Annotated in this window: 23 protein-coding genes; all 23 read left to right on the forward strand. The window is 37.4% G+C overall.

Translation table 11 applies throughout. From position 1 onward, the window contains the following. Positions 1-99: 99 nt before the first annotated feature. Positions 100-2,151: a hypothetical protein gene (locus ABDZ84_RS14880; RefSeq protein ID WP_051388278.1), complete on the forward strand. Its 2,052-nt coding sequence runs from the start codon at positions 100-102 to the stop codon at positions 2,149-2,151. Between the two features lie 5 nt (positions 2,152-2,156). After that, positions 2,157-2,846 carry an HAD family hydrolase gene (locus ABDZ84_RS14885; RefSeq protein WP_051388279.1) on the forward strand — a complete coding sequence of 230 codons (690 nt, stop codon included), beginning with the start codon at positions 2,157-2,159 and terminating at the stop codon, positions 2,844-2,846. A 31-nt stretch (positions 2,847-2,877) separates the two neighbouring features. Beyond that, complete coding sequence (locus ABDZ84_RS14890; RefSeq protein WP_343782065.1) at positions 2,878-3,954, forward strand: class II aldolase/adducin family protein; 1,077 nt, start codon at positions 2,878-2,880, stop codon at positions 3,952-3,954. Positions 3,955-4,013: 59 nt separating this feature from the next. Beyond that, positions 4,014-5,657 (forward strand): NTP transferase domain-containing protein, encoded by a 1,644-nt coding sequence (locus ABDZ84_RS14895; protein WP_026680477.1) that lies wholly within the window; start codon positions 4,014-4,016, stop codon positions 5,655-5,657. Beyond that, entirely contained in the window at positions 5,633-6,031 is a 399-nt protein-coding gene (locus ABDZ84_RS14900) for a GtrA family protein (RefSeq protein ID WP_051388280.1), read from the forward strand. Before ABDZ84_RS14895 ends, ABDZ84_RS14900 begins: the two co-directional genes overlap by 25 nt. Next, positions 6,028-6,735 (forward strand): glycosyltransferase family 2 protein, encoded by a 708-nt coding sequence (locus ABDZ84_RS14905; RefSeq protein ID WP_034678712.1) that lies wholly within the window; start codon positions 6,028-6,030, stop codon positions 6,733-6,735. The genes ABDZ84_RS14900 and ABDZ84_RS14905 overlap by 4 nt, the downstream gene beginning before the upstream one ends. Beyond that, on the forward strand, positions 6,735-7,325 hold the full coding sequence (locus ABDZ84_RS14910; protein ID WP_026680480.1) for a PI-PLC domain-containing protein: 591 nt from the start codon (positions 6,735-6,737) through the stop codon (positions 7,323-7,325). The genes ABDZ84_RS14905 and ABDZ84_RS14910 overlap by 1 nt, the downstream gene beginning before the upstream one ends. Positions 7,326-7,346: 21 nt before the next feature. Further along, positions 7,347-9,083: a DUF6798 domain-containing protein gene (locus ABDZ84_RS14915; protein WP_026680481.1), complete on the forward strand. Its 1,737-nt coding sequence runs from the start codon at positions 7,347-7,349 to the stop codon at positions 9,081-9,083. 57 nt (positions 9,084-9,140) lie between these two features. Next, the gene (locus ABDZ84_RS14920) at positions 9,141-11,147 is read left to right on the forward strand and encodes a right-handed parallel beta-helix repeat-containing protein (protein ID WP_152525407.1); all 2,007 of its coding nucleotides are present in this window, start codon (positions 9,141-9,143) and stop codon (positions 11,145-11,147) included. A 156-nt stretch (positions 11,148-11,303) separates the two neighbouring features. Further along, on the forward strand, positions 11,304-11,429 hold the full coding sequence (locus tag ABDZ84_RS14925) for a paeninodin family lasso peptide (RefSeq protein WP_161629264.1): 126 nt from the start codon (positions 11,304-11,306) through the stop codon (positions 11,427-11,429). Positions 11,430-11,712: 283 nt separating this feature from the next. Further along, a complete protein-coding gene (locus ABDZ84_RS14930; RefSeq protein WP_051388281.1) occupies positions 11,713-12,678 on the forward strand; it encodes an HPr kinase/phosphorylase in 966 nt (321 codons plus the stop codon). After that, entirely contained in the window at positions 12,638-12,943 is a 306-nt protein-coding gene (locus tag ABDZ84_RS14935) for a lasso peptide biosynthesis PqqD family chaperone (RefSeq protein ID WP_026680483.1), read from the forward strand. Before ABDZ84_RS14930 ends, ABDZ84_RS14935 begins: the two co-directional genes overlap by 41 nt. An 86-nt stretch (positions 12,944-13,029) precedes the next feature. After that, a complete protein-coding gene (locus tag ABDZ84_RS14940) occupies positions 13,030-13,506 on the forward strand; it encodes a lasso peptide biosynthesis B2 protein (RefSeq protein ID WP_034678713.1) in 477 nt (158 codons plus the stop codon). Continuing rightward, positions 13,499-14,671: a nucleotidyltransferase domain-containing protein gene (locus tag ABDZ84_RS14945; protein WP_034678715.1), complete on the forward strand. Its 1,173-nt coding sequence runs from the start codon at positions 13,499-13,501 to the stop codon at positions 14,669-14,671. The genes ABDZ84_RS14940 and ABDZ84_RS14945 overlap by 8 nt, the downstream gene beginning before the upstream one ends. Continuing rightward, positions 14,668-16,464, forward strand: coding sequence for an ABC transporter ATP-binding protein (locus ABDZ84_RS14950; RefSeq protein ID WP_026680486.1), 1,797 nt, complete (start codon positions 14,668-14,670; stop codon positions 16,462-16,464). Before ABDZ84_RS14945 ends, ABDZ84_RS14950 begins: the two co-directional genes overlap by 4 nt. Positions 16,465-16,726: 262 nt before the next feature. Beyond that, positions 16,727-17,716 (forward strand): metallophosphoesterase, encoded by a 990-nt coding sequence (locus ABDZ84_RS14955; RefSeq protein WP_026680487.1) that lies wholly within the window; start codon positions 16,727-16,729, stop codon positions 17,714-17,716. 165 nt (positions 17,717-17,881) lie between these two features. Next, positions 17,882-19,333, forward strand: a complete 1,452-nt coding sequence (locus tag ABDZ84_RS14960; RefSeq protein ID WP_026680488.1) for a M23 family metallopeptidase — start codon at positions 17,882-17,884, stop codon at positions 19,331-19,333. Positions 19,334-19,601: 268 nt separating this feature from the next. After that, the gene (gene yycF / locus ABDZ84_RS14965) at positions 19,602-20,306 is read left to right on the forward strand and encodes a response regulator YycF (protein WP_026680489.1); all 705 of its coding nucleotides are present in this window, start codon (positions 19,602-19,604) and stop codon (positions 20,304-20,306) included. Positions 20,307-20,312: 6 nt separating this feature from the next. Continuing rightward, positions 20,313-22,148 (forward strand): cell wall metabolism sensor histidine kinase WalK, encoded by a 1,836-nt coding sequence (walK, locus tag ABDZ84_RS14970; protein ID WP_166530713.1) that lies wholly within the window; start codon positions 20,313-20,315, stop codon positions 22,146-22,148. Further along, positions 22,145-23,455 carry a YycH family regulatory protein gene (locus ABDZ84_RS14975; protein ID WP_026680490.1) on the forward strand — a complete coding sequence of 437 codons (1,311 nt, stop codon included), beginning with the start codon at positions 22,145-22,147 and terminating at the stop codon, positions 23,453-23,455. Before walK ends, ABDZ84_RS14975 begins: the two co-directional genes overlap by 4 nt. A 2-nt stretch (positions 23,456-23,457) precedes the next feature. Further along, positions 23,458-24,399, forward strand: a complete 942-nt coding sequence (locus ABDZ84_RS14980) for a two-component system regulatory protein YycI (protein WP_026680491.1) — start codon at positions 23,458-23,460, stop codon at positions 24,397-24,399. Beyond that, positions 24,396-25,181, forward strand: a complete 786-nt coding sequence (locus tag ABDZ84_RS14985) for an MBL fold metallo-hydrolase (RefSeq protein ID WP_026680492.1) — start codon at positions 24,396-24,398, stop codon at positions 25,179-25,181. The genes ABDZ84_RS14980 and ABDZ84_RS14985 overlap by 4 nt, the downstream gene beginning before the upstream one ends. A gap of 81 nt (positions 25,182-25,262) precedes the next feature. Beyond that, a complete protein-coding gene (locus ABDZ84_RS14990; RefSeq protein WP_026680493.1) occupies positions 25,263-26,474 on the forward strand; it encodes a S1C family serine protease in 1,212 nt (403 codons plus the stop codon). The last annotated feature ends 379 nt before the right edge of the window (positions 26,475-26,853 follow it).

Below are 26,853 nucleotides of genomic sequence, written 5' to 3' on the forward strand. Positions count from 1 at the left end.
TAATAGCTACTAGAGGAAGCGTAAATTTGAGCATTTAGTGATAAGGACTGAGCGAATTTTGCTCAGTTTTCTTAAGAAAATTCCATAAGGGGGGATGATATGAAGATGGATCGAAGTGACACCTTTCAGAGTAAATGGTTTATTGGTATAACATGTCTTAAAGTGATCACGATGTATGCTTGGATACCGAAGGATATGTTTGATGTAACAATACCAAGTGTAGACCATTTTATCAGGACATTTAGTGATGCATGGCCTAGGTTTTATGAGGGAAAAGAATTTCTTGAGACGTTTCCTTATCCATCAGGAATGCTATTTATATTAGCGCTTTTTTTCTTGCCAGTTGTACTGTTCGGATTGGATGGGCAGCATCTTCAAACGTTTTTTATACAGCTACCAACATTACTAGCAGATATACTTATTTATTATGTACTACTGCGAACGTTTCCGACAAAGCAAAAGCGGGTCATGTTTATCTATTATGGTTCCCCCCTTATTTTTATAGCGAGTTATCTATATCCACATCATGATTTATTACCGATAGCTGCTTTATTGCTATCGGTATTTTATTTACTACGCAAACAGCATGTCGTTGCTGCGGTTTTCTTTGCGGTTGGATTGTCGTTAAAAATGCCAGTAATTTTTGCATTGCCATTACTTCTTATCTATTTTTTGAAAATGCATCGAACGATTGATGTAATGAAATTCAGTATAATCGCACTTGGGACTTGGTTTCTTTTATCAAGCCCTTTTCTATTTTCAAAGGGGTATCAACTATCGGTTTTTTACTATGAAGATCAATTTAAAATGCTCGATATATATTTGGAAATTGACTATCTCAAGATTTATGTAGCACCGCTTGTTATTGCATTAATTTATATTCACTTTTTTCGATTCGATAAAATTAATGCTGATTTATTGTATACCTATTTAGGCATGCTTTATTTTGCATTTGTGCTATTTATTCCACCAATGCCTCATTGGTATGCCTGGTCCTTTGTGTTTGCGTCGTTCTTTTTTATTAAGACGTATGAGAATAAACATAATATGTATCAATATTTACTATTAACTACCGCTTATTTAGGTTATTTTATCTTTTTTTATCCCAATACAAATCCAACATTACTTGCTATTTCTGAATTCTTTCATATCGATCAGAATGATAGCTTTGTACCTAATTTGATATTTACGTTATTTGAAGGGATTTTGCTATGTTTAATTTGGATTTTTTATAGGTATGGCATTATTAGTAATTCCTTATACAAAGTGCGGTTAAGGCCAACCGTAATTGGCATAGGCGGCGATAGTGGTGTTGGTAAAACAACACTAACAAAAGGGTTAATGAATTTATTTGGTGCCGAGAGGTTACTTATAGTTGAAGGAGACGGTGATCATAAATGGGAGCGAGGTCATGAGAAGTGGAAAGAGTATACCCATTTAAACCCGAAGGCCAATTTTCTGCATGAACAGGCGTCTACGTTAGAAAGGTTGAAGAATGGTAACTCGGCAAAACGCGTTGAATACGACCATCAAAAGGGGAGCTTTACAAATCCCCAGAAGATAGACCCGAATGATTTTATTGTCATGTGTGGACTACATCCACTTTTATTAGCCAGAACGAGAAAGGTATTAGATTTAAAAATTTATCTGGATACAGATGAACAATTGCGAAGACATTGGAAGATTATACGAGACTGTAACGAACGTGGTTACTCGATAGAGAAGCTGATGAAGCAAATTGACGCTAGGGTGGAAGATGCAAAGAAATATATCTATCCGCAAAAAGAATATGCCGATATTATTATCAAATATTATACAGATAAGCCATTTGCGATCGGGAACCCAGATGAGAATCCTGCAATTCAATTAACAATCACCTGTGATGCAGATGTTTTTCTCGAGCATGTATTGGAGGAAATGGATAATGCAAATATTTCATATACACATGATTATCACGCTAATTTAAAGCATCAGATGATAAAATTACATGCGCCAATTGATCGGCAAACAGTCCATGAATTAGCTAATCTCTGTATTGAAAATTTAAATGAAGTTACTCGAGGTCATATGATTGAGTGGCGGGATGGCTATGAGGCATTTATACAATTAATTATCCTCGTATTTATTAGTGAGAAAATGAAAGGTAGGTAATTGCAATGGATTTTAAAGCAATCCTATTGGACCTTGATGATACACTATATGATTATGAATATGCGCATCAGCAGGGGATGGATGCCGTATTTGCTTATATAGCTTCTCATACATCTAGGAGTTATGCGGAGCTGGAGCAAGTGTTTCAACTAGCAAAGAATTCTGTAAAGGCAGATCTAGGTGCTACTGCAGCTTCCCATAATCGAATGCTTTATTTTCAACGGATGTTTGAATATTTACACGTAAATGCGCAAGTACATACATTAGAAGCGTATCGGTTATATTGGGATACATTTTTACCAGCGATGCGGCTGAAAAAAGGTGTTCATGCTTTTCTAAATAAAACGAAAGAAATACCAATTTGTATCGTAACGGATTTGACGACTCATATTCAGCATCGGAAGCTAGTCTATCTCGGTATTCAAGAACGCATCAACTACATGGTGACGAGTGAAGAAGCAGGTGTAGAAAAACCACATCCGCATATTTTTCAGCTAGCTTTAAACAAATTAGGAATGGAAGCAGGAGAAGTCATTATGATTGGTGATCATTATGAAAAAGATGTCGTAGCAGCATCGACATTAGGAATAACATCTTTTTGGTTGAATCAAAAGGCTGCTCATAAAAACCCACTAGCTATAGGGAACTTTTTGCATGTATACGAAAAATTAACAGCATCTCGCCTGCTGTTATAAAACCAGTTTATGGAAGGGAGTGGATAGAAACATGGTTGAGGAGAAGAAGCTATTTGTTGGGCTTTCACGCTTCGCTGGGGAACGGTTCGATTTAATTCAAGCTGGAGGTGGCAATTCCTCTGTTAAGTTAGCGAATGGAAAGATGCTCATTAAAGCCTCGGGACAACTGCTGTCGGATGTAAATGAGACGGATGCCTTTGTAGAAGTTAGCCTTAATAAGATACAGGAAATCCTAGAAAATGAACAAGTCTTACATGAAACAGATAAAAAAAAGCGAGAGCAGCTTGCCGGGAATTTAATGAAAGAAACGGTATATTCGGTTGACCATAGACCATCTATCGAAACATTCCTACATGCTCTGCTTTATAAATATACGCTTCATACGCACCCAATCGTCGTAAATATGTTTACATGTAAACAAAATGGGAGAGACCAACTACAGTTGCTATTTCCTGAAGCTCTATTTATTCCATACGAAACACCCGGGATCGATCTCGCTATCAAATTAAACGAGAGGTGTGTGAACTATCTAGATCAATGGCAGCAATTACCTCAGATTATCTTTTTACAAAATCACGGATTAATTGTTAGCGCGGATGACGCAAATGAAGTGAAGCGATTAACCAATCATGTTGTTATGACCATTGAAAAGCATCTAGGTGTTTATTTCGATCACTATCGACTTAGCAATGAACTTTCACAACTAATGTACACGGTTGACAGCTCCCCAATCACTGCTTATTTATCGGAGGATCCTTACTTGACACAGATGCTCCAGCATGTGCGAACAGTATTTTACAAACCGCCTTTATGTCCAGATACATTTGTGTTTTGTGGTTACTACGCTGTAAATGTAACTAGTAAACAGGACGTAGCAGCATTAAAAGAGTATATGGATATGTATCAAACTCTACCGAAAGTAGTTATTTATAAAGGCTACTTATTTTTTGTGTCTGTAAATCGCAAAAAAGCAAAAGAAACGGAGGAAGTATTCAAAGCACATATTATGACACTTGCATCGTTATATGATGAAGAACAACCATTAGATAATAACGAGTTACGGTACTTAAGCGATTGGGAAGCAGAGAAATTTAGACAGAGCGTATAAAGTAAACGTTTAACAGTAGAGGTTTTCCTGCGCGTTAATAAGGGATTAGGAGGATGAAAGTGAAAATTATTATACCTATGTCAGGACAAGGCAGTCGATTTGTTCGAGCAGGTTACCAGCAACCAAAGCCATTAATTGAAGTGGATGGCATGCCAATGATTGAGCATGTAGTGAATTTATTTCCCAAAGAAACGGGCTTTATATTTATTTGTAGAGAGGATCACCTGCAAGCCACAAATATGGAAAGTATACTTAGGCGGATTGCTCCAGAGGGAAAAATTATTAGTATATCACCACATAAGCAGGGACCAGTATATGCAGTTACAAGAGCTATGCAGGAAATAAACGATGAGGAAGAGGTCATTATTAATTATTGTGACTTCTCTTGCTACTGGAGCTATGATGATTTTCTAGCACGTACTCGAGAAAGAAATGCTGACGGTGCCATACCGGCGTATAGAGGTTTTCATCCCCATATGTTAGGAACAACCAATTATGCATTTATGCGTCATCAGCATAACTGGATGCTAGAAATAAAAGAAAAACAGCCGTTCACTTCGAATAGAATGGAGGAATTTGCTTCAAGCGGAACCTATTACTTTAAAAAAGGCTTTTTTGTAAAAAAATATTTTACAGAACTTATGGAAAAGAATATCCATGTGAACGGAGAATACTATGTCAGTCTCGTTTATAACCTATTACAAAGGGACGGATTGCATACATTCATTTACGAAATACAACATATGCTTCAATGGGGGACGCCAGAGGATATGGAAGCATACCAGCGTTGGTCGAGCTATTTTCATAGGGTTATGGAAGGAAACAAAGCCGAGGAAATATATCCAATGACAACCATACTACCATTAGCTGGTGCGGGGAGTCGCTTTGCTAGAAATGGTTATTCGCTGCCGAAGCCTTTTATAGAGGTTTCTGGGAAACCGATGTTTATACAAGCAAACGCATATTTACCACAGGCTAACAAACAATTTTTAATGTGCTTGGAAGAACATATGCAGCGCTATGATATAGAACAAGACCTAAGAATGTATGGGGAGTCGGGTGAAATTTTAGTGGTAGAAGAGCTAATGGAAGGGCAGGCGAAAACCTGTGCATTAGCCTTGGATAGAATAAATCTGGATGAATCCTTACTTATTTCAGCCTGTGACCACGGAGCCTTATGGAATGAGGCCGTATATCAACAATTAATGCAGGATGATGATATTGATGCCATTATATGGACGTTTCGAAGACATCCTTCTAGTAAAGTAAATCCAGAAATGTATGGATGGGTGAAGGTGGACACACAGAATCGTGTAACAGAGGTATCCGTAAAGCAGCCAATCAGTGATCATCCTTATGATGATCATGCGATTGTTGGGACGTTTTATTTTAGAAAAGCGAGCTATTTTCAACAGGCTATCAACCGGTTATTTGCAAAAAATATACGAGTGAATGGTGAATTTTATATAGATAGCTGTTTCAATGAACTAATCGAGATGGGATTACATGTAAAAGTGCTTGAGGTGGATCATTATATTGGTTGGGGTACACCTACGGATTTAAAAACATTCCAATACTGGCAGAGCTTCTTCCATAAATGTGCTTGGCATCCCTACCGTTTACATTTGGATACATTTATAAATAAAGACAAAATATCTGAGTTGGATGCATTGTATCAATGGAAAAAGCCAGTTTCCCTTTAATGAATAGCCATGTTAGACAGATATTGCGTTTCATCGTAGTAGGAATGTCGGCTGTTGCTGTAGATTGCTTGCTATATTTTATCCTGATTCCAAATTTAGATCCCAATATTGCCAAACTGATTTCATATATTTGCGGAATGATCATTGCCTTTCTTCTCAATAAGTATTGGACGTTTGAAAAGAAACAACATGCTATCATCCAATTTTATAAGTTTACACTTCTGTATGTAAGTACACTTGGAGTTAATGTTGGTGTAAATTTCTTCATCCTGACGCATATAAGCTCGATAACGTTAGTTGGCTTTACGATTGCGACGGCAGCAAGTACAATTATAAATTTTACGATTCAGAAATGGTGGGTGTTTAAAAAATGATCAAGTATTCCATTGTGATTCCTTGCTATAATGAGGCGAAAAATATCCCAGCTTTATTAGCTAGATGGGAGCAGGTAATGGAACGAAAGGATGTCGAAATTCTCTTAGTCAATAATGGTTCCAAGGATGAAAGCAGCGAAACGCTGCAGCAATGGGTTCCTCAATATTCTTTTGCTCAACGCTTAGAAATTGAAGTGAATCGCGGATATGGATATGGTATTTTATACGGTTTAAGTCATGCCAGAGGTGAATTTTTAGGGTGGACCCATGCAGATTTACAAACAGATCCATTAGATGTTATCAAAGCGATGGAGGTAATAGACAATAGTCCCTCACCTCAACATATATTTGTGAAGGGAAATCGAAAAAATAGACCGTTGTTCGATCAGCTGTTTACAGGCGGAATGAGCTTGTTTGAAAGCTTATATTTAAAGCAAAAGCTCCGTGATATAAATGCGCAGCCAAATGTATTCCATCGTAGCTTTTATTTAAGCTGGTCTAATCCGCCAGATGACTTTTCGCTGGATCTATATGCGTTCTATATGGCTAGGAAGGCCGATTTGGAAATTCATCGGTTTGCTGTCGTATTCCCAGACCGATTACATGGGGAATCAAGCTGGAATAATGGGTTAGCTGCCAAGGTAAAATTTATAAAACGTACCCTAGATTTTAGTACGACCTTAAAAAAGGAGTTAGCTAGATAATGGACTATATTGCTCATCGAATAAATACCGTTGCTCAATTAAATAAGCTACCTAAGCATTATGGGGTTGAGATTGATTTACGAGATGCAGGAGGACGCATTATTTTGCAACATGATCCTTTTGAGGATGGAGAGGATTTGGAGGAGTTTCTGCAGCATTATCAACATGGTTGTATGATCTTAAATATTAAGAGTGAACGAATTGAGCATAAGGTTCAAACACTATTAAAAAACTATCATATTACGAACTACTTCTTTCTAGATTCTTCCTTTCCGATGATTTATGAACTGACACGTCATGGAGAACGGAATATTGCTATCCGATTTTCCGAGTTCGAAGGGATAGATACGATTCTTGCGATGCAGGGGCGAGTGAATTGGGTTTGGATAGATTGCTTTACCAGACTACCAATTGATAGGAAACGTTTTACGAAATTAAAGCAAGCAGGATTTAAATTATGCTTGGTGTCTCCTGAGTTGCAAGGCAGACCAGAGGATATTACTAATTATCAGGATGATTTACTAGCGAATGCTATACATGTGGATGCAATATGTACAAAACGTGAGTATGTCCATCTATGGGAAGCGTAATGGATCTAGGGGGAGTTTAGGGTGAATGATAATAGGACAAAGAAATATGGATCATTGATCTTCTGCCTTATAATTATTCTCATTAGTTTATTTTCCGTTTACTTTTATCAGGTTGCTTGGGGGTGGCCTGTAGTAGATAGCTTTCCACAAATTGAGAAGCTATTAAATAAGCAGTTTCTGCCAGCTGACTTTTATACAAATACATTTGAAGAATTTTCCCCTAGATTGTACGTTTCCTATTTTTATATTTTTGGAGCAAACGTGTTTCATGTAGATTATACAGTGTTCATTGCATTTGTAAATCTTTTACGGATCTTTCTGCTAAACATTGCAGTTTTCACTTTATTATATGTTCTTAGCAACAAGCAAACGTATATCGCTCTTATTGGAATGTTCTTAGGAGCCATTTCTTTTTATAGTATTCCGAGAACGATTGCCTGGTTTTTCAGTACACCTGTATTCAGTGCAGCGGAATTTTCCTTAGTGTTTATTCTGTTTGGCTTCGTTCTAATTTATCGAGCTAACATCTTTTCATCATGTATGTTATTTGCTATTGCTATGCTGCTTCACCCTGTATTAACATTACATGGATTAGCGATAGCTGGACTGCTTTTTGTTGCTACGTATAATTTCAGTGAAATCAAATCGATGATAAATCGTTGGTCCATTTTAGGTTTGCTTTCGATAATCGGAGCATTTTTCGTTAGCTATATACCATTAAAGCTGTCGGAAAAGGGAGTAGCACTCTTATCGAGTAAGGAATACACAACAATCATTGGTGATCTTAGACATCCCCATCATTATATTCCATCGAAGTTTGGTATCGAAAATTGGTTCATTGCTATCATGTACGCCGTTATCATCATCTATATGATGTATGTAATAAGAAAGAGGCTGCCAGCTTCTATTCTAAGGTTTCTCAAGCTGTATGGGCTTTATATTACGTTCATGATGGCTATTGGTTATCTTTTTGTTGAAGTGGTTCCTATCAAATCGATCGTAACCATAATTCCCTATCGCACGTTTGTATTTGTCCCCGTATTCTATTTATTTATCTTTGCCTATTACATGTATTACAAATTACGAAATAAAGATTATCTTTCATTCCTATTGCTGCATCTTCCGTTTATTCCTGTACTTACACAGGATATAAAGCTCTCTACATTAATGATGGGGGCTGTATTCGTTTATGCAGTATGGAGTGATTGGTTGTTCGCTAAAAAAGGATTGAAGCTTCATATTTATTTAGATCGCTATTTAATGAAACGAATAGGTTTACATTATTTCTATTTGATACTCGTACTATTGGCTTTTGCAGGTAGCTTTTTTGTGTTGGATCGAAAACTAGCTTTTAATATTCCTGATATTTCAGAACCACGGAATGAGCTTTATGCATGGGTGAAGGAACATACCGCTCAGGATGCACAAATATTAGCAGATATTGATGTGGATCATTTAGTAAATCAAAAACTACGCTTAATTGCAAATCGAAGTGTACCGGTTAGCAAAGACTTTCCATTTAATGAAAAATATTATAAGGAATGGGCGGAACGGTTCATGGATATATATGATGGAAAGTATGATAATGCTGGTCATATCAATGAATTGACGCAAACAGAATTACGGTCTTTAATGAAAAAATACCAGGTTGATATCATTTTAAGAACCGAGAAGTTGGAAGGAACATCTTACTTTTCACTACAGAAAACGATCCCATTAAAGGGAAAAAATGTGTATATATATAAGGCAATGCAATAGAAGTTTAACATAATGTGGGTGCTTGCTAGAATCCAGCTGTCGAGCGAGGTGAAAGAATTGAAGAAGAAGTATTTGCTATTTTTAGGTCTTGTTGTCTTAGGTGCTGTTTTTTTGATAATGAAATTTACAGATGAACAAGGCGGTGGTGATAATAATTCTACGTCGCGTTATACTGTGGATTTGGAACGATGGGGGATCTATAATGATGGTACACATCCAAAGGAAACGACAGAAGGCTTAAACAAAGCGTTACTGTGGGCAAGTAGAAATGATTACAACACGTTTTATATACCGGCTGGAACGTATCTAATAGATAAGGGACAGGAGCCGTCTGATCCGAATGCTCGCCTAAATATGGTAAGCGATCTAACACTAGAACTAGCTGATGAAGCAACTCTAAAAAAGGAAACCAATTCATATGAGAGCTATGAAATTGTATATGTCGGTCCAGAGACGAAGAATGTATCGATTAAAGGTGGGACATTTCAAGGGGATCGCGACACACACGATTATACTGGAAAGGATACGTCTCATAGCCATGGCACCCATGAGTTTGGTATGGGAATATTAGCTCTTGGTACCGATAATTTAAAGATAGAAGATGTAAAGACGATTAATTTCACTGGAGATGGCATTATGGTTGGCGGGAGTTCGAAACAAATAAATAGATTAAAAGAAAGTGATTTTGAATTGGGTGCAATTGGTAAGAAGGGAGAATTGATAGCTGATTCTACGAAGATTCGAACCAAAGGAAATGTAAAGACAAATTTCCAGCATCCCGTTTTTGATGCAAACAGAGTTATTCAGCTCTCGCGCCCAAAAAATATGAATGCCAATACCCCTTATGATATCTTTTTTTATCGTTCAGATGGTACATTTATTCAAAAGGTAGAGAATCAGGAGCTTGATTGGAGTATGGTCAATGTGCCAGAGCAGGCAGCGTACTTTCATGCTGTGTTTGATACAGAAGAGATAGCTGGCGTAGAACTGGAGTATTGGAATAAGGATATATCCAATCAGGTTGAAATAAAGCATAGTGAATCAGCAAATAATCGTAGGCAGGGAATAACCGTTGCAGGCGTCTCTAACATGGAGATCACGCAAAATAAGATACATAACATCAAGGGAATCGCCCCTCAATCAGGAATTGATATTGAAGCAGGTTTTTATCCTAATTACAATATCCTTATAAAAGAGAATCGGATATATAATAATGAAAGGTATAATATTATTCTTTATGATGGTCAAGATGTCACGGTTGATGAAAATTATCTTGGGCCGAATAAAGCGAATTCCTCCATTGGTCTTGCGATAGCTACATCGTTTCGGTCTGGTGCTGTTATTAAAAATAATACGTTTGATGCTAGTAAAATTGTGGCGGAAGGTGAAGCAGTCTTTCGCGGTAACCGTATGTCGGACTCGTTAGCAACGATTTTCGGTCCAGATACACTACTTACAGATATGGAATTCACAAATTCACAATTAAGTATTCAAAGTAAAGAGCCATATGGCGTAGAAGTTTCAAATATTACCTTAGCAAATGATAGAAAACAAATCAATTCGCTACAAATCAAGGATCAACCCATAAAATTAAGTGATGTAACGATCACAGGCGAAACGGTCGAACGTAATATAGTCGGTGAAGTAGCTGATGGTAGTATCTTTAATCGCTTGAAAGTTATTGACTATAACGCAACGTATGGACTTGATTTACCTAGAGGAACATATAATGGCTGTGAATTTGCATCATCAGAGCCAGGAAAGGGAAGGATTGATCTGAATAGTTTAGGTAACTATGAATTTAACGATTGTGTATTTAAGCAAATTGGCGATTTACATGTAGATAATACTGGTGTAGAAGCTGTTATTCAATCTTCACAATTTGAGTCAGCAACAAAGATCCCCATTATCCGTATTAATAAAGCGAAGGAGGTAGCCATCTTAGATAATGTGATATATACAGAGATTGATTCCACTTCAATTAAAGAATGGATATACATTAATGAAAATACAGCACCACATGTTAAGCAAGAGGGTAATACGATAAAGTATCTAGGAAATTAGCTTGACTTCATCGTTCTTAGCATTGACAATAGCAGAGAGTCATGGTAAATTAGCACTATATTCTTTATAAAGAACGAAATTGCGAAGTTATTCGCGCTTTTTTATCCATTTAATGTTCTTTATAATGAACGAATGATGATGAAAGGGGGGAACTTCATGAAAAAAGAATGGGAAAAGCCTGTATTAGATCAGCTTAGTGTAAGCCTTACCAAGGGCAAAGGCCATGGTGGCAAATGGTGGGATGATAGTGATGATTCAGGAGACGATAATCTTGGTAGCTAAAGAAAACATCGTTTTGTTAGCGACTGAACACTTCTTGAATAAGAATTAAAACAGCCATATCACATTACTTACATTAGGGCTTGTCTCATCCTGTAGTTGTAAAAGTAGAGAGCTAAATTTGAGACAGCCCGAACAAATTTAACTTTAATCCGTGGGGGGTTTTGTTTATCCCCACGGATGGTTAGTACCACAAGGGTATGACCTAAAGGCTCTGAAACGAATCGGACATTTATTGCTTGAAGTGGTGTCTTACTGCCAGTTATATGCGGGATAAAGAGGGGGAATGAGAGGCGTGGATTATCGGGCATTCGGATTAACGATATCTAGTGATATCGTGTTACCAGAGCTACTGCCTATGTCTTTTGAAAATGAGGGACAAGGACGTGACGTGATCATAACGAGAGCGGATTTAACGGAACAATGGGCAAGGCTATTTCAAGAGGATGAATTTTTTATAATTAAAGAGAATTTTTGTATGTTTAAGGTTGATGGGGTGGCTATCTATGCAATCCAAGGAGGAACTAACATAACTGTTTCGCCATGTGATGGTGCACAGGAAGATCAAGTTCGTTTATTTATCCTAGGTACAAGTATGGGAATACTATTAATGCAGCGGAAAACGCTTCCTTTACACGGGAGTGCGATAGCTGTTGATGGAGCTGCCATTGCCATTGTAGGTTCCTCAGGAGCTGGAAAGTCTACGCTAGCATCTGAATTTTTACAAAGAGGATATCATTTAGTAAGTGATGACCTTATTCCAGTAACCTTCCAGAAGAGTGGCATTCCATATATTAAGCCAGCGTATCCCCAACAAAAATTATGGTTAGAAAGTTTACATCATTTTGGAATGGAGGAAACGAAGTATCGTCCACTTATCGATAGAGCATCAAAATTTGCTATTCCGGTCTTGAACCAATTTGTCTCCGAATGGTTACCTTTGATTGGTGTATATGAATTAGTAAAAAGTGATAAGCAGGATATTCAGGTAAAGCCAATTCACAATCTTGAACGGTTGCAAACGCTGTATAAACATACGTTTCGCAAGTCATTACTGAAAAAATCAGGGTTATTGGAATGGCATTTTCATACGATAGCTAAAATGGTAAATAAACTAGATATCTATCAATTACAACGCCCAACATCCTATTTTACGGCGGAACAGCTTGCAGACGTTATCGAATCAGAATGGATAGCAAGGAGGAATACAAATGATCAAGCAGCAAAAGCTTATCATCCATCAATTAGTTAGCCAAGATACCAATGCAATTGTAAGTGACATGGATGGTGAAAAAGTCATGCTATGTATGGAAAATAGCTCGTATTATAATTTGGGAACAGTGGGAGGGGATATTTGGGAACATATCGAAAAGCCAATATCCATCAAGGCTTTAATCTCATTACTAACTAGTCAATATGATGTAGAGGAGCACGTTTGTGAGGAACAGGTTCTGACTTTTTTGGGGCATTTATTAAACGAGGGATTAATTCAAGTTAATCCGGAATCGCTATCATAGAATATGCTTCAATGTAGCGATGCAAGCAGATAAGAGCCTAATCTTTATTTCCTTTTTAAATGACGTTGGAAAGGAATTAGACATGTATGATGCATAACGTAAAATTATTTATTTTATTGAATTCTGAAGCAAAAATACGTTTATTAGAAGCTTTCTTTTGTTTAGGATGGGGAAGGATTCTTAAAGCATTACCCTTCGCAATGGTTTCTCCTTTGTTAGGCAATCAATCGGAAGAAACATCAAGTCAGATCACAGAAAAGAATATCCACGTGTTGAAGCACATCTCAGAATCTATTGAAATAATGAGTCGATACACACCATGGGATAGTCAGTGTCTAGTAAAAGCGATTGCTGGACAAAAAATGCTACGTCGACGCCATATGGAAAGCACATTGTATTTAGGAACGGCAAAAGATGCGAATGATGAATTGATCGCTCATTCCTGGCTACGTAGTGGTTCTTATTATGTTACAGGTAAAGAAGGAATGAGAAAATTCACGGTGGTAGCAACATTCGCGATGCGCACAAATTCAGGTAAGTCCGTTGGTGATTATCATGGATAAGTATTTAAACCTTTCTCGCCTACCGAATGAAGTAAAGCTACTTCTTGACCTTATAAATGAAAACAATGAACAAGCTATTTTTGCAGCTATTGATTGGGATAAATGTATAGATCTTATGAAGCATCATCGTATTTATCCATTACTTTATTCGAGGCTTAAAGTGAACAAAGCAATATCGTTACCTTCTGATGTCATACAGTTTTTAAGTAAGGAATATAGACGCAATACAATGGAAATGCTTCATCTTTCAGCAGAAATCGATGAGGTAAGTAATGTTTTTGCCAAACAAGCTATTCCGCTTATTGTTTTAAAAGGGCCAGTGCTTGCACACGAGTTATACGGGGATATTTCTCTACGGACTTCAAGTGATATTGATGTACTTATCCCGCTCGATCGTTTGGAGACAGCAGAGGCATTACTTAAACGCTTTGGATATGAAAAAGATGATTATATCCAAACTATTTTAAATGATTGGAAATGGAGACATCATCATGTTACATATATTCATCCACAAAAACAAATTAAATTGGAATTACATTGGCGATTACATCCAGGCCCTGCCAAAGAACCGTCTTTCACTCAATTATGGGATAGAAGGAGGAAAAGCTCGCTTCATAAGTCACCTGTTTACTTACTTGGATACGAGGACTTGTTTTTGTTTCTTGTTTCACATGGAGCACGTCATGGCTGGTCAAGGTTACGATGGATTATAGATATACAGCAAATGCTGAAATTGCAGAAAATGGACTGGATGAGCTTAAATAAGCATTTAAAAAAGTACGGTTATCATCACATAGGCGGGCAGAGTATTATGTTAGCCCGTGATCTAGTAAACACGACACTTCCCAAGGAATGGAAAACGCTTTGTACAGAACGCTCACGAGCGTTAGCGCAAGATGCATTATTTTATCTGGAAAGAAAGGTGAATCTCCATGCTTCCCCAGTTCCTGAAGAGGTTTCTCGCTATCATAAATGGCATTTGTTTTCACTCATGGCACCGAAGCAAAAGCTAGTTTTTATATTAAGCTTTTTATATCCGTATCCAGAGGATGGAGAAACATTACCACTGCCGAAAAAACTACATGTTTTATATTTCCCGCTACGCCCTTTTTTATGGCTTTGGAGAAAGACAGTGAGGTATGCAATTAGGGGGAGCACGAGATGAAAGATATTTATTACTTCCTAAGACAAATTCATGAATTTGCTGGGAAAACACTTTACGTAAATTTGCTTGCTATGATATGCATGAGTTTTTTGGAGGGAGCAGGCATATTACTACTCGTCCCAATGATAAGCTTGATGGGGATTGTTGACATAAATACAGAAGAGCTAGCAATAATACAACAGTTTGATTTCTTATCTACCATTCCGAGCTCAATGGGGTTGCCTATTATATTAGGCATTTTTATTTTGCTAGCAATCGTACAGAACCTTCTCCAACGGCGCGTTGCCATTAAAAATGCTATCGTACAGCAGGGCTTCCTAAGGCATTTACGTATACAAACATACAGTCGTTTAATGCAGGCGAATTGGGGCTTTTATCTAAAGCATCGAAAGTCTGATCTGATTAATCTATTAAAGAAAGAAATTTCTCGTACCAGTTCAGGAATAAATTCGATTCTTATGTTTTGTACGTCACTTGTGTTTACGCTCGTGCAAATTGGTTTTGCCTTTATATTATCACCAACTCTTACCATAATGGTATTAATCTGTGGGTTGCTACTCATTTACTTTAATCGAAAGTTCTTAAAGCAATCCCTACAATTAGGTCGTAAAAACTATGAGTTAGGAAGAGATTATCTTGCAGGAATTACGGATCATATAAATGGAATCAAGGATATTAAAAGCAACACACTGGAAGGATCTCGAATAAGGTGGTATCAATCTATAACAGAGCGTATGCAAGCAGAACAAGTTCATTTTACAACATTAAAAATGACATCACAGCTTTACTATAAAATAGCTTCTGCTGTTTTAATCGCTTTTTTTATATTTGTGGCCATTCAGCTTTTACAAGCCGAAGGCAGCCAGCTCATGTTAATTATTATCATCTTTTCCAGACTATGGCCGAGGGTTGTAGATATTCAAGCCTCCATGGAACGAATTGCCACGACTATTCCATCCTTTCAAGCGGTAAAGCATTTGCAACATGAATGTAATCAAGCGATAGAATTTATGTCTCGATCTCATGAAGAAATAAAGCCAATAACTGTAAATGAGGGTATCAAATGCAAAAATGTCTATTTTCGCTATGAAAGTAACAAAGCTGGTTATACGCTACGTAACATATCTCTATTTATTCCAGCAAATAAAATGACCGCATTTGTAGGGAAATCTGGGGCAGGTAAAAGCACGTTAATAGATATTTTAATGGGTTTAAATAAACCAGAAAAGGGCGAGGTCTTTGTAGATGGGATTCCACTTACAAAGGAAAATTTGATCGAGCTAAGGCAAACAGTAAGTTATGTTGCCCAAGATCCATTCTTATTTAATACAAGCATAAGAGAAAATCTGTTGTTAATTAAGCCAGGAGCTACAGAACAGGAACTGTGGGAAGCATTAGATTTTGCATCTGCTGCTAAGTTTGTGAGGAATTTAGTGAATGGACTAGATACGGTTATTGGCGATAGGGGTATGAAGCTATCTGGTGGTGAAAAGCAACGGCTAGTATTGGCACGTGCGATCTTAAGAAGTCCAGGAATTCTTGTGTTGGATGAGGCAACTAGTGCGCTGGATAGCGAAAATGAAGGAGAGATTTTATCATCGTTAAACAAATTGAAGGATAGGATGACACTGATAGTAATTGCCCATCGGTTGTCTACGGTTCATCACGCTGATCAAGTCATTGTGTTAGATAAAGGGGAAGTCAAGCAAATGGGGACTTTTAGACAGTTAGAATCGGACGATCAAGGTATCCTATGTCAGTTATTACAGAAACAGACACAAGCCATTCGCTAATCCATTTATTACGGTTTGAAGTAGAAGGAAAATACATGAAGTACCTTATATACAGTGAAACTTCCATCCGGCTTTTAGTGAAACAAATACGTACAAAGGCTTAAATCGCCACGTCCTGTGGCAACACCTTTGTGACCTACTTCCACGTAGGCCCGAACCAATTGGACATTTACTGGCAGTAGATCCTCCATTTATCCATATTTTGTTTGCTTGAAGAGGGTTCTTACTTCCAGTTATATGCAGGTTAAAGGAGATTTCCTGAATGATTACTATAGGGAGAAAAAAGATAGCCATGCTCATATTGTGTAGTTTACTTGGATTCGTTACCTATACAATATGGGATAATCATCGATTTGTTGTTGTGGAGCAAGAAATTAAGGTTAATGGTATTCAAGATTCCTTTAAAGATTTTACGATCCTACAAATAACAGATTTACATGAACAACTATTTGGGGAAAATCAACAGCAATTAATCCAAGCTATTAATGGTATTGACTATGATGTGCTTGTTTTTACAGGTGATATGCTCGATAGCATTAGAAGCAAAAATGATTCGGCGTTTTATACGATTATTGATGGGTTGGATAATAAGGAAAATATCCTCTATGTTCCAGGTAATACTGATCCGCTTAGCTATCAGGTTGATTCAACAGTAGAAACAAGTGAATTTATAAACGGATTGAAAAAAAGAAATGTTACGTTCTTAGAATCACTTTATACCATTGATAAAGGGGAATCAGCCATCCATTTTGTTAATTTTGAACTATCTATTATCAAAAATGAACGTGCTCTGGGTAATGTACAAGGGGTAGTTCAGCCTCCATATGCTCAAAATCCTGCTTATTTAAGTTATCAACAGCAGCTGATTAAAGATCTAAAAGTGTTAGAAGATATGGATACATCAGATCTGCTTATTGCCGTAAATCATTATCCTATTGTCGACAAGCGAATAGAAACGATTAAGGCTAGCCCTGATTTAATATGGAGGAAGTATGATCTAATTATTGCTGGACATTATCACGGTGGACAAATCAGGTTACCTATTCTAGGACCTATCTTTGTTCCTGAATCCTGGTATGAACCAAATCGATTTTTTCCTCCTGCTGATCGAGTTAAGGGGTTGTGGGAGTATCAAGGAACGAAGCAATATGTGAGTGCCGGCTTAGGGAGTAGTGATGCCGTATCTTTTTTAAATTTTCGTTTGTTCAACTCTCCAGAAATAAATGTATTAAAACTGACTACCAAGCAATAATGAAGCACACTGTTTTGCTATTTCGATAGAATAGTAAAAAATTGTATGCTATTATACATTTTCTTTACAGTTCTGTTATAGCTCTTTCTGAGACTATTATCCTATGTTAGTTTAAGAGAGGATAAAAATGTAGATAGAGAGAAATGCAAGAAGGAGCAACTGTAAGTGTTTACAAAAGGAAAAAAAGCTTCATCAAGCTTATACATAAAATTAGGTGTTTTCCTACTAATAGCCACATTCTTTACTGTTTCAACCGTCTATGCAGCAGACGATCTAAAAACGGTTTACCATGTGTATATAGACGGTGAGCACATTGGTAAGGTTGATAATGAGCAAGCGATTCAACAAATGATAGATAAGAAGATAGCTATAGTGGAGCATAATGATGACAATTTGACGTTACGTCCCAAACAAGATATTTCGCTTATCTCCGAAAAGGTCTTTAATCCAACATTTGATAATGAAAAGGTGTTAGCTGCTGTGCAGGAAAATATAACGATAGAGGCAGAAGCTATCGAGCTAAAAATTGGCGATAAAAGCGTAGGCTTTTTTAAAGATTATGAGACAGCGGAGCAAGTCATAGCAAGCTATAAAGCAGAATATGTCGAGAAACAAGAATGGCAGGCATTAGAGGAAAAAATGGCGGTAAATCCAGATAATCAACGTCCAACAAAAATTACCGCGGATGATTTAGAAGTTGGCGATCGTATTGTAACAAGTATTGAGCTTTCAAACCGTGTTACATATACAGATGGTGTTATTGATCCGGAGAAGCTATTAACAGTAGAGCAAGGTCTTACTATGATGAAAAAAGGAACATTAGAAGAACAGGTGCATAAGGTGGATGAAGGAGAAGTGCTAGGTGAGATTGCTAGCAAATATAATTTATCTATGGAAGAATTGCTTGAGTTAAACAAGTCGTTAGCTGAGGATAGCGTGCTCCATGTTAATCAAGCGATTCATGTGACTGCTTATCGTCCGTTTGCCGAGGTTGTTGTAAAGGAAGCACATGTAGCAGAAGAAAACGTAAAGCATGAAACGAAAGTGATTAAATCGGATGAGCTTTACAAGGGAGAAGAGAAAGTAAAGCAGCAAGGTAAACATGGTAAAAAAGAAGTCTTGTATGCTATGGAGAAACGTAATGGTGAGGAAGTAAATCAAACAGTCATTGATGAAAAAATCATAAAAAAACCACAAAAAGAGATCATTATCAAAGGTACGAAAGTAATCCCTTCTCGTGGAACAGGCAAATTGACATGGCCAGCTGTTGGCGGTCATATATCCAGTCCGATGGGAAAACGCTGGGGAAGCGTTCATAAAGGTATTGATATCGCTGGGCCGAGCAGTCGCACCATTAAAGCAGCTGATAATGGAACCATTGTATCAGCAGGCTACGATAATGGAGGGTATGGTAATAAAATTGTTATCAATCATAACAACGGGATGAAAACCATTTATGCCCACCTAGCCTCGATGGATGTAGAGGCTGGTGAAACCGTAGAAAAAGGTAGTAAAATTGGTGTAATGGGGACGACTGGTAGATCAACTGGTATTCATTTACATTTTGAGTTGTATAAAGATGGGGTACGTAAGGATCCTACCGATTATTTAAAGTAATTATAAAGGACTGATTCAGGAGCTGCTCTTGAATCGGTCTTTTTTATGATATAGAATTAAGATAATAATGAACTCCAAAGAGAATAAATGTAAAAAAATTTAAAATTCCTCTCTCATCTACGTTAAAAACCTCTCATTGCTTTCGAACATATATAAGGTTATAGTAAAAGCAACTTACCTGATAATGAACCCGTATACTAGAAAAGACATTTGAACAAAAGTAAGATAAAATAAACTTAGGATTGTGAAAGAGAAGGATGTGGCAGATATGAGTCAAAAAATACTTGTAGTAGATGATGAACAGCCAATTGCAGATATAGTAAAATTTAATTTAGAAAAAGAGGGCTATGAAGTTATTGTAGCGAATGATGGTGACGAAGCGATTGAGGCTGCAGAAGCTGAAAAGCCTGACTTGGTCCTCTTGGATATTATGCTACCAAATAAAGATGGCAATGAAGTATGTAGAGAGATTAGAAAAACGCAAACAATGCCGATTATTATGCTGACAGCAAAGGATTCAGAGATAGACAAGGTGCTAGGGCTAGAGCTAGGTGCTGATGATTATGTAACGAAGCCATTTAGTAACCGCGAACTGATTGCTCGAGTGAAGGCAAATCTACGTAGACAGCAGGTAGTTCCAGACGATACTGTGAAGGCAACAAAGGATATTGTAATTGGATCGCTAGTCATCCATCCAGATGCGTATGTTGTTTCCCGTGATGGTGTACAAATAGAACTCACCCATCGCGAATTTGAATTACTTCATTACCTTGCTCGTCATATGGGACAAGTTATGACGCGGGAACATTTATTGGAGACCGTATGGGGTTATGACTACTTTGGTGATGTTCGTACCGTTGACGTTACGGTGAGAAGACTACGTGAGAAAATAGAGGAGAATCCTAGTAATCCAATGTGGATAGTAACCCGAAGAGGTGTAGGGTATTATTTACGAAATCCTGATCAGGAGTAGTTATTCATGAGAAAAGTCGGCTTTTTCCGTTCTATTCAATTAAAATTTATTATTATTTATATTCTTTTATTGCTGGTAGCTATTCAGGTTATCGGCTCATTTTTTACAGTGAAATTAGAGGAGAGCTTAGTAGAGAGCTTTAAAGGATCGATTATGGATCGAGTGGAGCTGTTAAGTCATAATTTAGCTCAGGCTTTTGCACGTGAGCGTGATGAGGACAATCCTGATGAACCAACATTAAATGAGGAAATTCAAAGTATTGTTTCAGAGGTTCAAGCAGATGATATTACAAGTCTACAGGTGATTAGTAATCAAAGTAGAGTGATTGCTACAAGTGACTATACAACACAGGATGATATTGGAAAGAAGACAACCAATAGTTATGTGCAAGGTGCACTTACAAGTAATGCCCCTCAACCTGATATACGAGCAAAGGCAAATGATCGGTTTTATATCCTAGCACAGCCTATTTTAGATAAAGATGATAGTGATATTGTTGTCGGTGTTATTTATTTAGAGGCGTCTTTAGAATCCGTCTATGATCAATTAAGCAATATTAGTAAAATATTCCTTCGTGGCTCGATATTAGCAATTACGGTTTCTGCCTTCATAGGGATATTAGTGGCTCGTACCATTACGAAACCGATTATTGAAATGCGTAGGCAGGCGCAAAACATGGCAACAGGTGACTTTACACAGAAAGTAAATGTATATGGAAGAGATGAAATTGGTCATCTTTCAGAGACATTTAATGATTTAAATAACCGGTTAAAGCATTCGTATGCAACCATTGAGGAGGAGCGTAGAAAGCTTAGCTCGGTTTTGTCAAATATGTCAGATGGTGTAATTGCTACGGACAATTCTGGTTCCGTTACGCTTATAAATGAAGCTGCAGGAAGATTAATTGGGTATAACCCTGATGATATGATCGGAGAATATTTATTGGATGTACTGCAGCTGGACGAAAAAATGGTCGATGTTACAGAATTACAGGATAGTGGCTCGATGATTATTGATTTTAGTGATGAGGAACAAGCGTTTATTGTGCGCGCTAATTTTTCCACAGTGTTTGATGATGAAGATGAAGTAACTGGCTTTATAACGGTGATTAGTGATGTTACGGAGCAAGAAAAGATTGATCAGGAACGTAGAGAATTTGTTTCCAATGTATCACATGAGCTGCGCACACCTTTAACGACGATGAAAAGTTATATCGAGGCGTTAACGGACGGTGCTTGGCAGGATAAAGAAATAGCCCCTAAGTTCCTAAGTGTGGCACAAAATGAAACGGAACGAATGATTCGTATGGTTAATGATTTATTACAGCTTTCAAAAATGGATGCAGAGGAGTATCCATTGCAGAAGGAACGAACAGATTTTATTAGCTATTACCACCATATTATTGATCGATTTGAAATGCATATTCCGAAGCATATTGCATTACAACGAGAAATTCCAAACGGAAGCTATCATGTATGGATTGATAAGGATAAGATGACACAGGTATTGGATAATATTATTTCAAATGCGATTAAATATTCTCCTGAAGGTGGTACGATTAAGCTAAAAGCTGAACAAAAACGTCATTATTTATTGATTAGCATCCATGACCAGGGACTAGGTATTGCTTATGATAAACTAGATAAAATATTCGAACGCTTTTACCGTGCAGATAAAGCGAGGACGAGGAAGCTTGGTGGTACAGGACTCGGCTTAGCAATTGCGAAAGAGCTTGTGGAGGCGCATCATGGACAAATTTGGGCAAAGAGCAAAGAAGGTAAAGGGACAACGATCTTCTTTACACTGCCGCTTATGAATCAGAAGCGGAGGGGTGCATCGTGAAGCTAGAAACATTTAAATCATTTGCATTAGTCCTGTTGATAGGCGTAAGCTTATTACTAACATTTGGACTTTGGAGCTACCAGAAAGAGTATAGTCCGTTAGATAAGAATCCTGCGGTAGGAGGAATAGATATTGGTGGGTCAGCTGTGAAAACAAACAGCTTGATTTCACCTCAATCTGTTATTTTTCACGCGACTAATCAGCATCTTGGCTATAAAGATCCCAAGGAAAACCAACGGTTTTTTGAAGAAATGCAATCATGGATTTTAACGGATTTTTCTATCTATAATGCGAAGCAGAAGTTATCCGATTATGATATAGAATTGATTTTCCCAGAGGAGCTGCCGATTGAATTGGCCAACAGACTCTTCTCGTTTACAGATTCAGAAAGTATGGAAAAGCTACCAACCTGGTCTTTTCAGCGTATGTATATGACATTGAATGCTGATGCATCTACGATAACATTACAAATTCCGGCGTTAAATGGTAGTAAAACAGCACAGGCAGTGATCACGGACTCAGTAATTTATGAGAATCTCAGGCAATTAATTGCTTCACGGGAAGGGTTAACCGAGTTCTTACAAGTTGGTGAAGGACAGCAAGCTTTTTATATTCCAAGTAAACCGACAAATCAGTATAAATATCTGTTTACCATTCAAAAAATATCACCAAATTTATTAGTAGAGACATTATTTAAAAATCCGGATACGGTCAGTAGATCGAATACAGAGCTTAGTTCAGCTAATTATTCAAATGGGATTAGTGAGTTAAGAGTGGAGCAAAACGGTAGAAGAATGGATTACTACAATCCGATTCCTAAGGTGCTATCGAATTTTGGGTTTATGAATTTATTGGAGAAAAGTGTAGATGAAATCAATGAACATAATGGCTGGACAGGCGATTACAAATTGATGAGCGCGGATCTAGCAACAAATAGTATCACCTATCAAATGCATTATAATGGCTATCCTGTTTACAACCAGTTTGGCCTATCATTAATGGAAATGCAGTTCCGTGAACAGGAAATTTTTAGCTATAAACGCTCATTACTGCGCATAAGAAATGAATTGGAAAAAGAGCAATGGGATATCCCCTCTGGTGAAGCGGTTATTTCTCATTTGGAAGATCGCCTTGGTGAGGGTATAAAAAACCTTCAAGGTATTCAATTAGGCTATCAATATAATTATAAGGAAAATGATCCAAACGATTACGTTGAATTGGAGCCGAGCTGGTTTATGAAGTTAAATGGATCTTGGCAGAGAATTAATTTTGAGGAACGACTAAATCCTCAAAAGAAGGAGGATTAGGCATGCAGTGGAATCAAATCAAAACATTATTTATTCTTTGCTTCTTAATCCTCGATGTTTATTTGCTATATCAATTTATCGATAAGCAAGATCGAGCGAATCCCGAGCAATTTAATTATCAGGAGCAGACGCTCGAAGATAAGCTCGCCGCAGAAAGCATTAAAATTAGTGATAAAGAGGTGGATATTACAGAGGATTCGGTTATTAAGGTATCACCCAAAAAGCTGACAGATACTGAAATAGAGAGAATAGCTGGATTAAGTAATCAGGACCCACAAATTATTAATAATTATACGGTTGTTTCAAGGTTCAAAGAGCCTGTTTCGATTCCCAAGCAAGCAAGTGTAACGAGTATTAGTCAGCTTGTCAAAAGCTATGTTGCTTTTTCCGATGAATTTAGCTATTGGGGTTGGAATAAAGACACGAATGTATTAATCTTTTTCCAAAATAAAAATAACCGACCTATCTACTACAATCAATATGGTTTATTACTTGTGTATTTAAATGATGCAAATGAAATGATGTATTACACACAGACGTTACTCGGTGAAGCAGAGCCACAAGGGGAAAAGTTGACCTTAATTAAGGTTAATACGATGTTTAATGAATTATATAAGGAAAACAAATTATATTCGAATGATGAAATTGTTAATATAGAGAATGGTTATTATACGAGAATCAAACGAGATACAGGAGCTCATGTGTTTGCACCAACCTATCTAGTCAGTATTAAGGACGCAGAGGATAACATTAGAAATTATTTCTTTAATGCAGTTGAAAGTTATATTTATCCTAGTGATGACACGAGCTTTATTACTTCAACAATAACCGACAGCCTACCGTTGTATAAACAAATAAACGATGAGGTCGAGTGGAAGACAGGCTTTATTGACTACTTAAATCAATTAGTAGATGATAATAAAAATCGGAGTGAACAGGAATGACCCTACGTTTTAGTGTACTAGCATCTGGAAGTACAGGTAACGCTTTTTTTATAGAAACAGAAAAGGAAAAATTGCTAGTAGATGCAGGATTAAGCGGAAAACAGATGGATCGATTGTTTCAAGAGATTAATATCGACCCAGCAGAATTATCAGCCATATTAGTAACACATGAGCATAGTGACCATATAAAAGGACTTGGCATTATAGCTCGTAAATATAATCTACCAATCTATGCGAATCAAAACACTTGGAAAGCGATGGAAGGATCGATAGGAAAAATTGCAACGGAACAGAAGTTTCTTTTTGGGATGGAAGAGGTGAAGACGTTTGGTGATTTAGATGTAGAGTCATTTGGCGTTTCACACGATGCTGCTGAACCGATGTTTTATACTTTTCATCATCATGGAAAGAAAGTTGCGCTTGTGACGGATTTGGGATATGTATCAGAACGAATAAAAAAGACGGTCGAAAATGCGGACGCCTACATTTTTGAAGCAAACCATGACGTAGGTATGCTGCGAATGGGAAGGTATCCCTGGAATGTAAAACGGCGTATTTTAGGCGATTCAGGACATATTTCTAATGAGGATTGTGGACTCGCCTTAGCTGATATTATAGGAAATAATACACAACGTATTTACTTAGCTCATTTGAGCCTTGACAATAATATGCGAGAGCTTGCTCGTATGTCGGTAGATAGTGTATTACGAGAAAGAGGAATATCCTTAAATTTATTGGATACAGATCATAAAAGTCCAACACCACTTTATGAGGTTGTTTAACATTTTGTTTATTTTTTTAATCATTATGGGAATAACTAAGGGTGAAATGTTTTAAACTGTTGATCGTAAGGGGGTAGGTAAATGGGTTATTATGATGAGCACTATCCACCAAATCCATATCGAAAGAGAAAGAAAAATTGGCTTGTACCTGTATTATTAGGCGTAATTATCGGAGTACTGCTAGTGACAATAGCATTACCCGCATTAGTTGATTCGGGAATTATCTCCATAACGGAAGAAAGTCAGCTGCATACAGAATCTGGTAGTACAGATTCCAATGTACCAACGCAAACGCTGAATGTTGATGTATCTACACAGATAACCGATGTGGTGAATCAAGTCACCCCGGCAGTTGTTGGTGTAATTAATATTCAACGGAAAAATGATTTTTGGCAGCAACAGGAAAGTGATAATCAAGCTGGAGAAGGCTCTGGTGTCATTTATAAAAATGAGGATGGCACAGCTTTTGTGGTGACAAATCATCATGTCGTTGAGGGTGCGGATACCATAGAAGTTGTATTATTTGATGAAACACATATTGAGGCAGAGTTAATCGGCAGTGATTTGTTTTCAGACTTAGCCGTGTTACGAATGGATGGAGAACAGGTAGATAAGGTTATTGAATTAGGCTCATCTGGTAGTGTGAAGGTAGGAGAGCCAGCCATTGCCATTGGAAATCCACTAGGACTCATGTTTTCTAGTTCTGTAACTCAAGGTGTAATTAGTGGGACGGAGCGAACAATACCACAGGATTTCAACCAAGATGGACGCGCAGATTGGCAAGCTGAAGTTATTCAGACAGACGCTGCGATTAATCCTGGTAATAGTGGTGGTGCATTAATTAACATTAAGGGTCAGTTAATTGGTATTAATTCCATGAAGATTAATGAAACAGCCGTGGAAGGATTAGGATTTGCCATTCCGATTGATTCGGCAATGCCAATTATTACTGAGCTAGAAAGTAAAGGTGAAGTAACGAGACCTTATTTAGGTGTTGAAATCTACTCATTAGATGAGGTGCCGCAATCTGAATGGAATAATACGCTTAATCTGCCGAATGAGATCGAAGGCGGTGTGTATGTGTGGAGTGTAGAACCATTATCACCAGCTGATCAGGCAGGATTGAAGCGATTAGATGTAATAACTGAATTAGATGGTAAACAGGTTATGAACATGATTGATTTACGTAAAATTTTATATCAAGAAAAAGAGGTTGGCGATGACGTTTCCGTTGTTTATTACCGTGATGGGAAGCGCAAAGAAACAACGATTAAATTGGGTACCCAAAAATAAGTGGTCAAAGCCAAAGGGCTGTGGATAATGAAAGGGTCCGTTAAATGCTCTCCTTGAAGATGGCACAAGAACTGGAAAAAAGCTTGCATAGCAGGTTCTATGTGAAATTATACAGAGGATAGTGTTTGTACAGCGCTGTGGAAACATAATTCCGTAAATAGAACAAAGCATGTAGAATTAAACAAAGCCGCACGGATTTCGAAGGCTATTAACATTTGATGAACAGTTTGGCTTCACCTAGCCCTATAGGCTGTCGAGAACTTCTCGACAGCTTTTTTGTAAGTTAAGAAAGTATAAAATCAGTGCAATAACTGCGTTAAGCCAAGTAGTTATTTTGAAATGTTAGATGTATATTGGCAATGCTCCGACGAATTACTTC

Origin of the sequence: Virgibacillus salarius (assembly GCF_039521925.1) — a bacterium.
In the GTDB taxonomy this organism is placed as follows: Bacteria; Bacillota; Bacilli; order Bacillales; family Amphibacillaceae; genus Virgibacillus; species Virgibacillus salarius.